The sequence below is a fragment of the Nocardia sp. BMG51109 genome (assembly GCF_000526215.1).
GTDB lineage: Bacteria > Actinomycetota > Actinomycetes > Mycobacteriales > Mycobacteriaceae > Nocardia.
The window spans coordinates 4684551-4699926 of the sequence record NZ_JAFQ01000004.1 but is presented as its reverse complement, the minus strand read 5'-3'; the positions used below and the strand labels follow the sequence as shown (position 1 = coordinate 4699926).

17 protein-coding genes are annotated in these 15376 nt (G+C 67.3%); 7 read left to right on the top strand and 10 right to left on the bottom strand.

The genetic code is table 11. The annotated features are described in order from the left end of the window. Positions 1-94: 94 nt before the first annotated feature. Positions 95-331, bottom strand: coding sequence for a hypothetical protein (locus D892_RS0122550; RefSeq protein WP_024803411.1), 237 nt, complete (start codon positions 329-331; stop codon positions 95-97). Between the two features lie 67 nt (positions 332-398). On the opposite strand from D892_RS0122550, the gene iolC reads away from it, so the two are divergent. Genes iolC through iolB form a run of 3 tightly spaced genes read left to right on the top strand, consistent with a single transcriptional unit; the run spans position 399 to position 3168 of the window. Beyond that, entirely contained in the window at positions 399-1364 is a 966-nt protein-coding gene (gene iolC / locus D892_RS0122545) for a 5-dehydro-2-deoxygluconokinase (protein ID WP_369801767.1), read from the top strand. Next, on the top strand, positions 1361-2284 hold the full coding sequence (locus D892_RS0122540; protein ID WP_024803409.1) for a hypothetical protein: 924 nt from the start codon (positions 1361-1363) through the stop codon (positions 2282-2284). Before iolC ends, D892_RS0122540 begins: the two co-directional genes overlap by 4 nt. Positions 2285-2289: 5 nt before the next feature. Further along, positions 2290-3168, top strand: coding sequence for a 5-deoxy-glucuronate isomerase (gene iolB, locus D892_RS0122535; RefSeq protein ID WP_024803408.1), 879 nt, complete (start codon positions 2290-2292; stop codon positions 3166-3168). Positions 3169-3426: 258 nt separating this feature from the next. Here iolB and D892_RS0122530 read toward each other — a convergent pair whose 3' ends face one another. Then, positions 3427-4020 (bottom strand): TetR/AcrR family transcriptional regulator C-terminal domain-containing protein, encoded by a 594-nt coding sequence (locus tag D892_RS0122530; RefSeq protein WP_036567394.1) that lies wholly within the window; start codon positions 4018-4020, stop codon positions 3427-3429. Between the two features lie 52 nt (positions 4021-4072). Here D892_RS0122530 and D892_RS41935 point away from each other — a divergent pair, with 52 nt between their 5' ends. Then, the gene (locus D892_RS41935) at positions 4073-5323 is read left to right on the top strand and encodes an FAD-dependent monooxygenase (protein ID WP_036567393.1); all 1251 of its coding nucleotides are present in this window, start codon (positions 4073-4075) and stop codon (positions 5321-5323) included. Between the two features lie 325 nt (positions 5324-5648). Next, entirely contained in the window at positions 5649-5831 is a 183-nt protein-coding gene (locus tag D892_RS47865; protein ID WP_036567391.1) for a hypothetical protein, read from the top strand. Positions 5832-5933: 102 nt separating this feature from the next. On the opposite strand, the gene D892_RS43935 is transcribed toward D892_RS47865, so the two are convergent. The 4 genes from D892_RS43935 to D892_RS45525 all read right to left on the bottom strand — a co-directional run bounded on the left by D892_RS43935 (position 5934) and on the right by D892_RS45525 (position 9000). Continuing rightward, entirely contained in the window at positions 5934-6386 is a 453-nt protein-coding gene (locus D892_RS43935) for a hypothetical protein (protein ID WP_024803406.1), read from the bottom strand. Then, entirely contained in the window at positions 6383-7597 is a 1215-nt protein-coding gene (locus D892_RS0122515) for a hypothetical protein (protein WP_156959633.1), read from the bottom strand. The genes D892_RS43935 and D892_RS0122515 overlap by 4 nt, the downstream gene beginning before the upstream one ends. 24 nt (positions 7598-7621) lie before the next feature. Next, on the bottom strand, positions 7622-8380 hold the full coding sequence (locus D892_RS46935) for a hypothetical protein (protein ID WP_156959632.1): 759 nt from the start codon (positions 8378-8380) through the stop codon (positions 7622-7624). Between the two features lie 77 nt (positions 8381-8457). Next, positions 8458-9000: a DUF3558 family protein gene (locus D892_RS45525; RefSeq protein ID WP_198036968.1), complete on the bottom strand. Its 543-nt coding sequence runs from the start codon at positions 8998-9000 to the stop codon at positions 8458-8460. A 385-nt stretch (positions 9001-9385) separates the two neighbouring features. On the opposite strand from D892_RS45525, the gene D892_RS46930 reads away from it, so the two are divergent. After that, positions 9386-9529, top strand: a complete 144-nt coding sequence (locus D892_RS46930; RefSeq protein ID WP_156959631.1) for a hypothetical protein — start codon at positions 9386-9388, stop codon at positions 9527-9529. A 107-nt stretch (positions 9530-9636) separates the two neighbouring features. On the opposite strand, the gene D892_RS41920 is transcribed toward D892_RS46930, so the two are convergent. The 4 genes from D892_RS41920 to D892_RS0122485 form a co-directional block, all read right to left on the bottom strand. Continuing rightward, positions 9637-10161: a hypothetical protein gene (locus D892_RS41920; RefSeq protein WP_156959630.1), complete on the bottom strand. Its 525-nt coding sequence runs from the start codon at positions 10159-10161 to the stop codon at positions 9637-9639. A gap of 540 nt (positions 10162-10701) precedes the next feature. Then, complete coding sequence (locus tag D892_RS0122495; RefSeq protein WP_024803402.1) at positions 10702-11394, bottom strand: endonuclease V; 693 nt, start codon at positions 11392-11394, stop codon at positions 10702-10704. Between the two features lie 22 nt (positions 11395-11416). Beyond that, positions 11417-11914, bottom strand: a complete 498-nt coding sequence (locus tag D892_RS0122490; RefSeq protein ID WP_024803401.1) for a hypothetical protein — start codon at positions 11912-11914, stop codon at positions 11417-11419. Positions 11915-12060: 146 nt separating this feature from the next. After that, a complete protein-coding gene (locus D892_RS0122485; RefSeq protein WP_024803400.1) occupies positions 12061-13605 on the bottom strand; it encodes an acyl-CoA carboxylase subunit beta in 1545 nt (514 codons plus the stop codon). A gap of 98 nt (positions 13606-13703) precedes the next feature. On the opposite strand from D892_RS0122485, the gene D892_RS0122480 reads away from it, so the two are divergent. Further along, positions 13704-15371, top strand: a complete 1668-nt coding sequence (locus D892_RS0122480) for a hypothetical protein (protein ID WP_156959629.1) — start codon at positions 13704-13706, stop codon at positions 15369-15371. The last annotated feature ends 5 nt before the right edge of the window (positions 15372-15376 follow it).

The following is a 15376-nucleotide window of genomic DNA, read 5'->3' as shown; positions in this document are numbered from 1 at the left end:
GCAGCCGTCTCGTGGTGCACCTTGCCGCGCCGCATGTGGCTGCCGAACAACTGGCAGTGGGCAACATTTCGGCCAAATAGGTTGGCACCGTTACCTATGCACCACCGACCGCCAGGCCGAGCAGGAATCGGAAGCCGACCATCACAGGCATGCTGGGTACCACCACGCAGCCGAAAGTGGCGGCTGCGAAAATCAGGGAGCCGGCGACCAGCGACTCGGCCGCTTGCCGCCTCTGGAACACGGCGGTCGACGGGCGTTCGCCGCGCAAGCCCGGATCGGGCAGGTGGTCCGCGCCCGGGTGTGGTGAACTTCGGTCGGACGTGCTGGTCATGCCGGACCAACCGGCTGCACGGGCGGTAGCGCCGCCGCTGTCCTACACCTCTCGTCTGGAGTGAATCGTGACAGAGCAGTTCGAAGTGGTGACGACCGGCCGGATCGGCGTCGACATCTATCCCCTCCAATCCGGCGTCGGCCTGGAGGACGTCGAGACCTTCGGCAAATTTCTGGGTGGCAGCGCCACCAACGTCGCGGTCGCGGCCTCCCGGCTGGGCCGGCGTACCGCGTTGTGGTCGGGGGTCGGCGACGATCCGTTCGGGCGTTTCGCCCGGCGCGAACTGGTCCGGTTGGGTGTCTCGGACGAATTGCTGATGACTACGGACCGGTACCCGACACCCGTGACGTTCTGCGAGATCTTCCCGCCGGACGATTTCCCGCTGTATTTCTACCGCTTGCCGAGCGCACCCGACTTGCAGGTCACCCCCGGGAAGGTGGACCCGAACCTCATCCGCGACGCGGGAGTGTGGTGGGCGACGGTGACCGGATTGTCCCAGGAACCCTCGCGCGCAGCGCATTTCGCGGCCTGGGAGATTCGGGCGCGCAGGCCGCTGACCATCCTCGACCTCGACTACCGGCCGATGTTCTGGGCCGACGAGCGCACCGCCCGCGACCAGGTGCGGCGGGCGCTGACCCAGGTCACCGTCGCGGTCGGCAACCGGGAGGAATGCCGCATCGCGGTCGGCGAGACCGACCCGCACCGCGCCGCCGACGCGCTGCTCGATCTCGGTGTCGAGCTGGCCATCGTCAAACAGGGACCCGCCGGGGTGCTGGGCAGGACCCGGTCCGAATCGGTCGTGGTGCCGGCGGTTCCGGTCGACGTGCACAACGGCCTCGGCGCGGGCGATGCTTTCGGGGGCAGCCTCTGCGATGGACTGCTCGCCGGACTGGATCTCGAGACGGTCCTGAAGCGCGCCAACGTCGCCGGCGCCCTGGTCGCCGCCCGGCTCGAGTGCTCCACCGCCATGCCCACCCGCGACGAGATCGATGCGACGCTCGTGTCGTCGCCGACCGGAAAGGTCCGACCATGACCGAAGCCATCGCGAGCACCCGGCCACCGGCGGCATCGGCCGCCGGCACCTACGCCGAGCTGACCGAATTGCGCGCCGGCGATCCCGCCGCCATCGCCCGGGCCTTCGCCGCCCGGACCCGCCGCGGACTCGTGCGGGGCGACGGACGGCTGATGATCATCGCCGCGGACCACCCTGCGCGGGGGGCACTGTCCGCCTCCGGCGACCCCCATGCGATGAACAGCCGAAAAGGCCTGCTGGACCGGTTGGTTACCGCGCTGGCCAGGCCGGGCGTCGATGGCGTGCTCGGCACCGCCGACATCATCGAGGATCTACTGCTGCTGGGTGCGCTCGAGGACAAGGTGGTCTTCAGCTCGCTCAACCGCGGCGGCCTCGCGGGCGCGGACTTCGAGATCGACGATCGGATGACGGGCTGCACGCCGCGCGCCACCGCGGCGGCGGGCCTCAACGGTGCGAAGATGCTCAACCGGTTCGATCTCACAGATCCGGGCACGTTATCGATGATGACCGCGAGCGCCGCCGCCATCGATGAGCTGGCCGGGCACGGTCTGGTCGCGATGCTCGAACCGTTCATGTCGCATCGGCCGGAGAGGCCGGGAGTCGAGGTCGTCAACGACCTGTCGCCCGACGCGGTGATCAAGAGCGTGCATCTGGCCCAGGGACTGGGGTCCACCTCGGCCTACACCTGGCTGAAACTGCCGGTGGTCGAGGAGATGGAGCGCGTCATGGAGGCGACCACGCTGCCCACCCTGTTGCTCGGCGGGGATCCGCAGACCGGGCCCGACGAAACGTACACGCAGTGGGCGAAAGCGCTTGCGCTGCCGGGGGTTCGGGGACTGATCGTGGGCCGGGCCCTGCTCTATCCGCGCGACGGTGACGTCGCGGGGGCCGTGGATACCGCCGTCTCGCTGGTCCGGTGAGCGCGATGCACAGCAAGCACTTCATCCCGGCACGCAGTTCCCGGCCGCCCTACGTCGTCGCGCTGACCCAGGAATCGGCGGGCTGGGACCACTGCAGTCTGCATGTCGTGGAACTGGCTGCGGGACAGACATATCGGAGTAACAGCGGCCTCGACGAACTCGTGATCGTGCCGCTGTCGGGCTCGGCCACCGTAGCCGGCGGCGCCGAGTCGTGCGAACTGTCCGGCCGGCACAGTGTTTTCGACGGACCCACCGATTTCGCCTACGTCGGCCGCGACAGCTCGCTCGCCATAACATCCACCGCCGGTGGACGTTTCGCGGTGGGCGGCGCGCGCGCCGAACGGAAGCTGCCCTTCCGCCGTGTACCCGCCGCGAACGTCGCGGTGGAGCTGCGCGGGGCCGGGGCCTGCAGTCGTCAGGTACACAACTTCGCCACCGCCGACACCTTCGAGGCCGACTCGATCATCGCGTGCGAGGTGATCACCCCGGGCGGCAACTGGTCGTCGTATCCGGCGCACAAACACGACGAATACACCGAGACCGAGGCTCCGCTCGAGGAGATCTACTACTTCGAGTTCGACCGCGGCCCCGATGGCTCGGACGGGTTCGGTTACCAGCGGGTATACGGGACCCCCGGACGCCCGATCGATGTGCTCGAGGAGGTGCGTGACGGCGATGTGGTGCTGGTGCCGCACGGATACCACGGACCGTCGATCGCCGCGCCGGGCTATCACATGTACTACCTGAACATCATGGCCGGCCCCGGACCGGAGCGGGCCTGGCGGATCAGCGACGACCCGTCGCACGCGTGGCTGCGCGACACCTGGGCCGATATGGCGGTCGATCCGCGACTCCCCTTGGGCGCGAAGGAGATACGGCGGTGAGTCCGGTCACCACGACGGGCGGCCGCATAGATCGTCGCCTGAGATCCGCCCGCGGTACTCCCGATTCCACAACCGGCGCCGGACCGGACCTGCGCAGGAGGAGCCGGTGTCACCCGTTCGACATCCCGGCTGTTTCACCGGTATCGGTGGGGCGATCCGGTCACGGGCCGACCGTGTCGACAACCCGTTCCGCGCGACGAGCTGCCGACTGGCCCGGCAACCCACGGAACATGGTGGGCGGCACTGTGAAAGCGCCGGTCAGCGCGGTCGGCCTTCCTGACGATGGGCCAGGAGCTTGCCCACGCCGAACTCGAATCGGGCGTCGAAGGACTCCTCCACCAGGGTGGGGAGTACGCGCTGCAACGCAGGGCGCCGGCCTACCGGGAGGCCGTGGAGGGAGCGGGCCGGGAGGGCTTGTTCCTCCTGGGTCAGGCCGAGGATGAAATAGACGAGAGACCAAGCCGTCCAAGCGGCTTCGCGGTCGGACAGGCCACCGTCGAGTAGTGCCGCGACGAGTGCCTCGGCGACGTCCAGGGTGGCCGGTTCGGCGGCGTAGGTGCCGGCGACGACCGCGGCGCCGTCGCGGTGGGACAGCAGGGCGCGACGGTAGCGGTGAGCGATTTCGGTCGCACGGTCGTGCCAATCGCGTGGGAGGTCGTCGAGCGAGACGCCGGCGACGATCGCGTCGGCCATCAGCTCCTCCAGCCGGCCCTTGCTCTTGGCGTGCCAGAGGACGGTATTCATGCGCACGCCGAGCCGCTGCGCGATGGCGCGCAGGGAGACGGCGGCGGCGCCGTGCTCGTCGAGGATGTCCAGGGCGGTCCGCACCACATCCGCCTGACTCTTGGTCACTGACCTAGTGTACTGAACCAGCAGTATTGGTCAGTGACCAAGGGAGGTTTCCATGGACGACGTCGTGGTAGTGGGAGCCGGGCCCACCGGCCTGTGGCTCGCCGGAGAGCTGCGGCTGGGCGGCGCATCGGTCACGGTGGTGGAGACCAGGCCGGAGCGGGACCCCCATTCCAAGGCGCTCACGATCCATCCCCGCACGATCGAGATCTTCGACTGCCGCGGTGTCGTGGAACCGTTTCTGGCCGAGGGGATTCGCATCCCGAACGGGCACTTCGGCGGACTGCCCGACCGGATGGACTTCTCGGTGCTGGACACGCCCTACCCGTTCACCCTCGCGCTGCTCCATGCCCGCACGGAGGAACTGCTCGAGGACCGTGCCCGCCGGATGGGCGCGACCATTCGCCGGGGTTGCCGGGTCGTCGGCCTGACCCGCGACGGTGTCGAGTTGCCCGATGAGGAGGTCATCGCCGCTCGCTACGTGGTGGGCTGCGACGGGACCCGCAGCACCGTCCGGGCAGCCGCCGGTATCGACTTCCCCGGCACCGAGGCCACGACCTGGGGCTGGCTGGGCGACGTCGTGCTCGACGCCCCGCCGGAACGCGGATCCGCCACTATCGCCGGCGCCGACGGCGGGCTGATGATCGTGCCGCTGCCGGGCGGAATTCACCGCCTCGTCGGCGCGGACCCGCACACCAACCGCCCGGACCGGCCCGGCGAACTCACCCTCGACGAGCTGCGCACGACCGTCCGGCGGATCGCCGGCAGCGACTTCGGCATGCGAGATCCGGTGTGGCTCTCGCGATTCGGCAACGCGACCCACCAAGCGGCGACATACCGCAAGGACACCGTGCTACTGGCCGGGGACGCCGCCCACATGCACTTCCCGACCGGCGGCGTCGGCATGAACGTCGGCATCCAGGACGCGCACAACCTCGGCTGGAAGCTCGCCGCCGTCGCCACCGGCCGCGCCGACGAAACACTGCTCGACACCTACCATCACGAGCGGCACCCCGTAGGCACGAACCTGCTCGAGCACACCCGGGCCCAGACCGCGCTGATGACGACCTACTCCCCCGAAGGCCAGGCGCTACGCGCCGTGCTCAGCGGCCTCATCGCGACCGCACCCGACATGTCCCGGCGCCTCGCCGAACGTCTCGCCGGACTCGACGTCACCTACGCCACCGGCAGACGCGTCCCGAACCTTCTTCTGCCCGAGGGCAATACGCTCTTCGAGCGGCTGCGCTCAGGACGGCACGTCAACACCGAGGTAGGGCTGGTACGGCCGGACGGGTACCTCGCGTAGCTCCCCAACCCGTCCAGGGCGGCTTCGCCCCGTTGTTACGGGCCCGGACTTCATCGCTGACGACGGTCAGAGAAGCTGACGAAGGATCTGCTCCTAGAGTGGGTTCCGCACGGTCCGTAAAAAGGCCATGGAGCCCGCCCGCCTGCGTGACGATCAACTGTTCCCGATCCTGGATCGTGGCGAGTATGTCGGCCAGGTTGGACATCGGGCCCGTACCGATCCACAGGACGGGGTCCGACGTACTTCGGAGCACGGCCGTAACGGTAGCGACAACGTCGGTGGGCGCCGACGGCAAATCATCAGGAAATAGTTCGCCGGCAGCCCGATGGTCGTGCCGACCGAGTTCACGACCGGCAACCACAGGAACATCTGCGCGGCCCAGCAAATCCAGCAGATGACGCGCGAATTTAGCTCGGCGGCCGCGCGTCTCATCACTCGTCACGACCAGGGACAGGTCGGACAGCCCGGCGGCCACCGCCAGCGCGAGGATTATCGGCATCGCCGGTAACCGAACCTTCCCGAGGTTATACAATCATCAGCGGCACGGTCGACGTTATCGCAGCCGCCTCACCAGCTGCACCGGTGCGGCGACGGTCGAGATCGCCACGGGTCATTGCAGCCAAGACTGAGGTGCATTGTCGTCGGTCCAATCGCTCGGGCCGACGATTTCGCCGGGGCGGAAGGTTGAGCCGTAGGAAAAGGTCCTCACGAGGCCCTCGACCGGTGCGGTCGGCTTGGGGTTTGCCCGGTATTGCCACTCGTATCGCTGAGATGCCTTCAGCTCTCCGACTTCCGGTGGCACCGGTACTGCCCACAGTTCGATATCGTTCCAGCGGGCCTCGCCCGACGCCACTCGTTGGGCATACAACCGGAGCGCCATGGACGCGGTCGGGGAGGCTGCCAGCTGCGTCATGAGCTCATCGGTGACCGGAACCACACACAGCTCGTCGACAGTGGTGTTCTGGCTGTGGATGCGCTTTGTGGCCAAACTGTCCAATGCCCCCATCAAGCGCTGGAATGCACTGTGATAGTGGACATCTACATCGGCTTCCGAATTATTCATGCGTTATCCCATGGCTGATGTCCAGCGCCTACGTCGTAGGCATTCTGGGGTTTGTTCTTGACCGTGTCGACGTTGCCGGCCGCAGCTATGTCGTCGGCCATCTCCTTCTTCTTCTGGGCGTCCTCGATCTTGTCGGTGATCGGCTTCAGCTTGGCTTCCAGTCCTTCTTTGAGGCCACCCACCGGATCCTTGACAAATTCGATGAACTCCTTCACGGAGTCAACAGTAGTCTTGATAGCTTCCACCAAATCCAGAACATGATTCAGTACATTCTTTACCTGCCAGGCGATATCTCCGAGCTGGTACGCCCATCCGGCGACCGGAACCTTCTTCAGGGCGAACTTCAAGGCGGACTTGACACCTTTGACCTCGACCTGACTCTCGAGTAGCTCGATGATCTTGTTGATGGCTTCCTGAACAGTCTTCTCGATCTCGTCGGCAACACGCTCGAGGGCCGTGCAGATGAGCCTGCCTATCGGACCTTCCCATTCCATTCCGGCTGCGAGCCGACCCGCGAAATCCTGGAAACTGACCGCCGCTCGCCCGTCCCAGTGCGCATCAACTGTGGTGCGCCCCCATTCCAGGTTCTTGCCGCCCTTTTCAAAGTTTTCACCGACCTCCTTATAGGCTTCGCCGACACGCCTGAGGTCGTTCCAGTTCCCGGCAACCTTGTCCACAATGTCATTAATCGGGTTGTATCCGATTTCGGTCATATACTCGAGGATTGGCTTCAGCCAATCGCGACCCTTTGAGATGAGCTCGTCCAGGTTCGGCGGTACCGACACTTTGCACGCGGGAACTTCGAGCGTCTCCGGCCCTCGGTAAGACACTGCTCCCTGGAAGGCATCGGTAGTTCCCTGAATCTCCGTGTTGGGATCGCTGGACCCGTTGCCGTTGAGTCCACGAGTGTGAGCATTCAGAGCAGCATAGTTCTGCGCTTCCTGATCGATGTAGACCCAGGCGGTCTTATTCAGCTCCTCGCCGGTTTTCTGCAGGACCGTGGTCATGCTCCGCTGACGTTGGGCAGTCGTGTCGCGAAGCGAGTTCAGCGGCGTTACGAGTAACTGCATAACGCCGGAATATTGCCCGTTCGCTGGACCGGCCATTGCTCCGGTAGTTCGGCTGAGATAGTCAGCATTAGCACCGATCTCATCGACGAGCTTTCCCAGACCCGCTATCTCGGTGGGCCTGGCACTAAAAGCCTCGCTCACTTATCCTCATCCCCCCTCGAGGGCCTAGCTCTTACGTAACGATCCAATAATACTGTTTATTGTCGCTTCTGGGACCTGGTTCGGCGGATTGATGTTGCGCTGAGCCACGAATACCGCCACCTCGGCATTAGAGTAGCCTGGCGTCGCAATAAGGTTGAAATGTATGGCGGTCGGCTGGCAGCCCTTGGCGCTGGCGATATCGGTGAACATCGCGGTAAAGCGAACCGCCTGCCGCCCGGAGATCTCGAAAGCCGTGGGCCCCTGCAGAGAAACGACCGGTTTACGCCCACCATCACTTGCCACTCGCTCAGCCTGTCCAAGGACATCTTTTGCCGCGCTCTCGATATCGACGCCGTTTCTTCCCGTTACGCCGAAGGATGCCTGCGAGGAAGCCTCGCTGTCCGGACAGTACCGGCGGCCGACATCACTCACTGAGCCGAGACCGAAGCGCTGCCCGTTTGCCGACCAACCGGTTACGGCGTCAGGAGCGCCGTCCCAGCCCGGGGGTGCCGTGTACGAAAGTCCGAACTTGGTGCCGATCGGCTGGGGTTGCCCGGGCGGGACCGGGATCTTCGACGGGGCATACTCCATCGATGGAAACCCTGGTGGCGGCAATGCGGCGGAGGTCGACGGCCGCTCCAGTGTCGGCGCGTTCCATGCGGTAGTCGGCACATCGGGGCGAGTCGGTAGCAGCGAGGCGGAGGTACGCGCCGACGATGCGGTGGTGTGGTCCTCGGAGCTGCCGGAACCGCATCCCGATGCCAGCGCGATGATCGGTGCCATCAGGACCACAACCGTAGCCGGAGTGGCAATCCGCACACCGCGGAGTCGCACGTCCGTTCTCTTCACAAGATGCATCGCTATTGCCAGGGAATCTTGGCGAACAGCTCTTTGATCACGGGCTTCGACCGTTCACAGACGCTATCGTCCGAGGATTCGGATCGCCCCCGATCGGGCGGGCTGATCGTCAGTTCGACCATGCGGTCGTTGCTGAACCAGGCGCTGGCGTGGCACGCGCCCGAAATCACGCGAGCCTGGGCCGGATGTCCGATCTCGTCGGACCATGTCTTGTCTTGCTTGGCCGACGGTGTCATGGCCGGTCTGGTGAAGGAGACACCCACTCCCACATCATTCGGAGGATTCCACACGCAGCCGGCCATCTCACCAAGCTGGGCTGTGGCAGCTTCTCGCCTCGGAGGGCCGACGCTCGACAGGCCTGCTGCCTTCTCGGCCTCATCGACCGTCAACAGAGAGCAGGGATCCAAGCCTTCGAATGTGGCTGGAATCGCAGAGACAGGAACACCTTCGACAGAAGCAGTCGAGGTCGATTCGTTATTCACAGACTCGTGGTCGGTGGACTTGTCAGAGCCGCATCCGGCGGCGAGCCCTGCAAACAATGCCACCGTAGCCAGCGTACGTACAGCGGCCGGTGCAGTACGGACCACTACTGGTTCCCCCCTCCGAAAGACCGGGCCATGTAAGCAGTCCGGCAATTACAACACCTGTTGGCCGACCCAGCAAACCACAGGGCCACGACGTTCGATATTCGCAGGCCCCATTGCGGCCGCACAAGCCGTCGGCGGGGTCTCGGCCGCTGCGGACCAGCCGAGTGCAACCTAGTTCGAGCAAATCGGACCGAAAGACCCGTCCGGGCCGGACACCGTCGCCGGCGGCCTGTGCCGATCCGCCGACCAGGCTCGCTGCGGTGCATCGGTCTGCGGGGCGGTTTCGATCCGGACCGAGCGGACATTCGCGAGATACGAGCCCACGATGAGGAGGGTGAGAACAGTGGCTTTTCAGGACATCATCGCCCAGCTCCGTCAGGACATCACCACTGCCGAGGACGCGGGGGACGAGCAGGCGGCGGCTCGGCTGCGCACCGAGCTCGACAAGGCGTTGCGGGAAGGGGGCAGAGCGGCCGGCGAGGAATGATTCCGGCGCGATGGGCTGACGACCGCACTGTCGTCAGCCGAGGGCCGCTGCCGTCGGACAACGGCTGCCGTAGGACAACGGCTGCCGTCGGACGACGGCGTGGCGGGTCAGCTACCCGGCATGAGCATCGGGCGCGGCTCGTGCACGGTGACGAGGACGATCACGTCGCCGTACGGCGCCGCACCCCGCGCCAGCCGATGAGCGAAGCGCGCCAACGGAATTTGCCACTTGTACTTGGCATCGATCTCCGACTGTACGAACGGCAGCAGGGTGCCGCCCGTCACCACCTGGGCCTGGCCCTGGTACTGGTGGGTGCCGAGCGCGGGGCTGCCGCGCCAATCTCCGGGCTGCACGAGCACCCGGCCGTCGCGCACCAGCTGGTCGGCCTCGGGAGCATGCGAGGAGATGCGGAACGCGAGCTGGTTACGCCCGATCGGGATCACCAACCGCGGCACCGTCACCAGCTGTTTCGGACCGGCGACGCGCGTCACCACCACCGTTTTCGCCTGCTGCCAGATGCTCGCCGATTCCGGCCGTCCGGGATTGCTCGCCGCCGCCCGCCGACCCGCATCGGGGTCCGGCCGAGCCACGTGCAGCTGGGCAATCGGAACGTCAACCACGGTTCCTGTCATCACATTCACTCCCTTCCCGGTGACACAGACCACCCCGGCTCGATGTCGCCACGACAGCCCGGGCAATCCGCCGGCCTCCTTCCGGCGCCCTTTGATCGTTTGCCGGGCCGGCGTTATTACAGACCGTCCGGTCGGCCGTTCGGCGAATGCGCGGGGTCTACGGTTTCGTTACGGATGCCGTCGCAGACGTGCGCGTCGAGGGGCCGCACCGAACACCGCTCGAGCGTCGTCGATCGACCACCCTCGATACTCCGCTCATTCCGGCGATCCGGCAACGACGCTGGTCGGAGCGGGTGGCTCAGATAGGCCACTGGCGCTATGGGACACCCTGGGCCGCAACGGATCTCAGCTCGGCGGGCCCGGCGTGGGCCGGACGCCCGCACCCTCCCGGCGGCGCCCGGTGCGCAAGATCACACGCCCGAGCCCGACCGACCCCCGCCGCCGCGGCGACGCATCCGCCCTCGGCTCGCGCCTTCGACCGCACGAGCCCCTTCCCCAGACCCACCAACCGCACCGACACCGCCGGTCCGGCCAGACGGATCAGCCGAGGTTCTCGCGCGAGATGATGTCGCGCAGCACGGTCCGGCAGAGATGGTCGGCCCGCCGGGTGGTCTCCGGCTGGCGGTACGCCCGGGTCAGCGCGAGCACCTGCGCGCAGGCCGTGTCCAGGCCGATGCGGTGGCCGACGGATACGTACACCGGCTTGGTACCGCTCCGGGTTCGCACCGCCCGGCCCACCACCTCGCCGTCGAGGGTGATGTCGCTGGTCGAACCGCGCTCGACGCCGGGCTCCTCGCACGTGCCCCACAGGTTCTTGGCGACCCCCAGTGTCGGCAGCCCGGTGATCAGTCCCACCTGACAGGCCAGTCCGCACCGGCGCGGGTGTGCCATCCCCTGCCCGTCGCAGACCAGCAGATCCGGTGTACTGCCGAGCTTTTCCAGCGCCGCCAGCGTGGTGGGCAGCTCCCGGAAGGCCAGCAGGCCCGGCACATAGGGAAACGTGACTTTCCCGCTCGCCGTGGCGGATTCGATCGGCTCCAGCGTTTCCTTATCCAAGATCACCACGGCCGCAACGACATTTCCCTCGCCGTCGTAGGCCGAGTCGAGACCGGCGACGGTACGGAAATCCGGAGGTGCCGGATCGGTCGGGTCGACCTGCACCCGCAGCCGATTCTGGAGCGCGATCGCCGCCGCCGGATCGGCGGGAAACTCAGCCCTGGACGACAATCGCATCAGCACCACTCGCCGGCCGCGGCTATTCCTCGTCGGACCGCAAGCCCAGCTCCTTCTCGGCGTGCAGCAGCGCCAGGACATCGAAGCCGGAGTGCAGGATCTCATCCACGCCCACGTCGTCCGCGCGGGCGCGCAGGTAGCTCAGCGCCGCCAGCGCCGTCTCGCTCCCGGCGACGCGCAGCGCGTCCTCGCGAGCGACCGGGCCGTCCTCGCAATTCTGGTGAATCACGAAGGCGTACAGGGTGTGCCGGACGTCCTGCTGGATCTCGGTCGCCTTCAGGTAGGTGTTGATCTCGGCGGCCGCGGCGGCGTGCGCGCCGTCGGACTCGACCACGGTCGCGGTGTGGATGTAGTCGATCTCGGAGCGGGTCCAGCGCGCGCCGGCCAGATGCGCGGTCTCGAAACCGACCTCGGACAGCCGCTCGGCGACGTGTAGCGGATCCTCGGCCAGCAGATAGCCTGGCGCGGGCTCGGCGAGCCCGGCGCGCTGAGGATAGGCCTCGTAGACGACCTTGATCACGCGGCAACCTTAGCCGACATCACCGTCCCGTAACCCCGGCCAGCGCACATCGTCCCGAATGTCCGCCCGCCGCGCGTGTCGGCGATCGGCCGCCGCCCGCGCGGCCGATTCGGCTACCGCAACGAAAAATACTGTGCCGCTCGGCTTTACAGCGGCATCAGGTGGTGCTTGCGAGGGTCGTGCGGATCGGACTTGTTGCGGAGCAGGCGCAACGCCTTGCGAATCTCCAGCCGGGTGTGCGCCGGTTGGATGACCGCGTCGATATATCCGCGTTCGGCGGCGATCCACGGCGTGGCCACGGTCGCGTTGTAGAAGTCGACCATCTGCCGGCGCACCGCCGGGCGCTCCTCGTCGGGCACCGCCGCGAGCTGCCGGCGCTGGGTGAGGCTGATGGCGGCCTCGGCGCCCATGACGGCGATGCGGGCCGTGGGCCAGGCCAGGTTGACGTCGCCACCGAGCTGCTTGCAGCCCATGACCGCGTAACCGCCGCCGTAGGCCTTGCGCACGACGACGGTGACGATCGGCACGGTGGCCTCGACGACCGCGTAGAAGAACCGGCCGCCGCGCTTGATGACGCCGATCTTCTCCTCCTCGACACCGGGCAGCACGCCCGGCGTGTCGACCACGAAGACCAGCGGAATCTCGAAGGCATCGCAGAGCCGGATGAAATGCGCGGCCTTGTCCGAGCCGTGGGCGTCGATCGCACCGCTGGAGACCAGGGGCTGATTGGCGACGACGCCGACGCTGCGGCCGTCCACCCGCGCGAATCCGGTGATCAGGTTGTGCGCCGCGGCATCGCCGACCTCGTGGAACTCGCCGTCGTCGAAGATCCTCGACAGGATCTCGTACATGTCGTACCCGGCCCGGTCGGAGTCGGGAATGACGGCGTCGAGCTCCCGGTCGCTGTCGGTGAGTTCGGGTTCCAGGCCCGGATTCACGATCGGCGGCTGCTCGAAGCAGTTCGACGGCATGAAGCTCAGATACGAACGCGCCCAGTCGAATGCGGCCCGCTCGTCCTTGGCGACGTGATGGATGTTGCCGTACTGGGCCTGGTTGAACGCGCCGCCGAGCTCCTCGAGGGTGACCTCTTCACCGGTGGTCTCGCGGATGACGTCCGGACCGGTCACGAACATGTAGGCCGATTCGGTGGCGATCAGCACGTCGGTGTTGATCGGCGAGTACACGGCGCCCGCGGCGCATTTGCCCAGCATCAGCGAGATCTGCGGGACCATGCCGGACAGCCGCCGCTGCCGCCTGCTCATGGCGGCGTACCAGGCCAGCGAGGTCACCGCGTCCTGCACGCGGGCCCCGCCGGAGTCGTTGATCGCCACGAACGGGCAGCCGATATCGGCGGCGAAGTCCATGGCCGCGGCGACCTTGCGCCCGAACATCTCCCCGACCGAACCACCGAACACGGTCTGATCGTGCGCGATCACCACGACCGGGCGGCCGTCGACGGTGCCGTGGCCGGTGACCACGCCATCACCGTAGAGCGCGTCGGCGACGCCGGGCTGCTTGACCAACGCTCCGATCTCGACGAAACTGCCCGCGTCGAGCAGCATGTCGATCCGCTCGCGGGGGCCCGGAATCCCCTTGGCGGCCCGCTTCGCCGCGCCCCGCTCTCCGGCCGGCTCCCGGGCCGACGCCAGATTCTGTCGCAGCAGCTTCAGCTTCGCGGCCGTGGTCTCCACAGATGCGCCTTCCTTGTTAGCCCCAGATTCGCCGTCCTGGAGACCCTAGCTCGAATAGACGAGTGCACAACTATGTGCACTGCAATAGACTCTCGGCCGTGTCGTCCACAGCAATGCACCGCGACCCGGAATCGACCTATCAGCGGCGGGCGGGGCGGGCGCTGGAGGAACGCACCAGGGCGATGATCGTCACGGCGGCGGAGCAGGTGATGACCGCGCACCCGGACGAGTCGATCGCGCACCTGACCACCGCCGACGTCTGCGCGGCGGCGCGCGGCTACATGCGGCGCGACGGGACGGAGGGACCGATCCCGAAGGCGACCATGTGGAAGCACTTCAAGACGATCTCGGCGCTCGCGGCCGCCGTCGTCGACAAGATGACCGCCGAGAACCGGCCGGTCCCGGACCGGATCGTCGCGCTGGCCGCGGGCCGGGGCGATCCCCGGCCGCGGCCCGACTCGGTCGACACCGAGCGCCTGGAGGCCCGGTTCTCCAGCCGGCACTACGAGATCGCGCAGCTGGCGGACCAGTTCGACAAGGCGTCGGTCCGCGACGACCGGTCCGACATGCTGTACTGGTCCGCCGAGCTGGCCGAACGTCATCTGCAACAGCGCCGCCGCGGCGACCGCGACCGGGTCGTCACCGCCCGCGACTGGGCGATGCGCGGTCTCCGCCTGGTCGACCGCGCATCGCGGCTGGACTGCATGATGGGCATCCGGTGCGCCCGTGCGGCCGCCGCGGCCGAGGCGATGTTGTCACGCAGGCTCGACTACGAACCCACGGCGCTGAGCCGGATCCGGTCGATCAAGGAATCCGAGCAGCGGTTCGCCGAGGTCCTCGGCTGGGATCTGCATCGCGAGCTCGCGCGGTTCCACATCGAGCACGCCCGCGCGCTCGTGGAAGAGGACCCGGAACGCGAAATGCTCGCGATGCGGACGATCGCCACCACGCTGATCGCGATGTGCGGGCCCGGCTCGGCGCAGCACAGGGAACCGCAGGACGGCCTGCGTGCCGACGAACTCGCCGACGTCATCGTCGGGCTGTGCCGCATGGAAATGGCCTACGCCGCCGACCCCGAGCACGCGGAACTGTTCGCGACCGTATTCGGCGACGGCGTGGCCGAGCCGGTCCGGGCGCTGCTGGCGTGCTTCCCCGCCAGCAACGGCGGGCGGCGCCGCCACGAGGGCAACGTCCGGGCGCTCCTGCGTCTCGCCGATCTGATCCGGCGCCTCGATCTCCTCGGCCCGACCGGCGATCCGGATGCGGTGACGGCCGTCATCGAGGATTACGAACAGGCCTCCGTCGACCTGCTCCGGACAGCCGAATTCGGTACCGTCCGTGACATTCTCGTCGCGCGGTACCTCACCGCCAAGGCGCACGCACTGGCCGTTCCGGAGGATCGGCGCAGCGACCCGCCGGGGTGCCCGGCCGATAACGCGCTCGTCCATCCGCGGCCGGCCGGGCTGCTGCGGGCCGCGATCCGGTTCTACGAGCACGCCGCCAGGGTGACCAGCCCGCGGGGGTCGGCCGGGCTGCTCCGGGAGTGGGCCGGGCGGGCCGCCGCGGAGCTCGAGTGCGCGGGCGGCCCGCACGCCGACGATCCGGAGCCGGTGGGCGACGGCGAATTCGACAACATCGTCCGGGCGATCAACGATCTCCTGCTGATCACCATGAGCCGTCGGAATCGGTTCACCGACAGCGAGATTCAACAGCTGCTGGATATGGTCGACCCGCTGTACTACTACATCACCTCCGGCCGGAACTGACCGCA

Excerpts from the sequence above, each read along its gene's own strand:
- D892_RS0122550 (WP_024803411.1), bottom strand. The coding sequence starts at position 331 with ATGACCAGCACGTCCGACCGAAGTTCACCACACCCGGGCGCGGACCAC.
- D892_RS0122540 (WP_024803409.1), top strand. The coding sequence starts at position 1,361 with ATGACCGAAGCCATCGCGAGCACCCGGCCACCGGCGGCATCGGCCGCC.
- iolB (WP_024803408.1), top strand. The coding sequence starts at position 2,290 with ATGCACAGCAAGCACTTCATCCCGGCACGCAGTTCCCGGCCGCCCTAC.
- D892_RS41935 (WP_036567393.1), top strand. The coding sequence starts at position 4,073 with ATGGACGACGTCGTGGTAGTGGGAGCCGGGCCCACCGGCCTGTGGCTC.
- D892_RS47865 (WP_036567391.1), top strand. The coding sequence starts at position 5,649 with ATGGTCGTGCCGACCGAGTTCACGACCGGCAACCACAGGAACATCTGC.
- D892_RS43935 (WP_024803406.1), bottom strand. The coding sequence starts at position 6,386 with ATGAATAATTCGGAAGCCGATGTAGATGTCCACTATCACAGTGCATTC.
- D892_RS46935 (WP_156959632.1), bottom strand. The coding sequence starts at position 8,380 with ATGGCACCGATCATCGCGCTGGCATCGGGATGCGGTTCCGGCAGCTCC.
- D892_RS41920 (WP_156959630.1), bottom strand. The coding sequence starts at position 10,161 with ATGACAGGAACCGTGGTTGACGTTCCGATTGCCCAGCTGCACGTGGCT.
- D892_RS0122495 (WP_024803402.1), bottom strand. The coding sequence starts at position 11,394 with ATGCGATTGTCGTCCAGGGCTGAGTTTCCCGCCGATCCGGCGGCGGCG.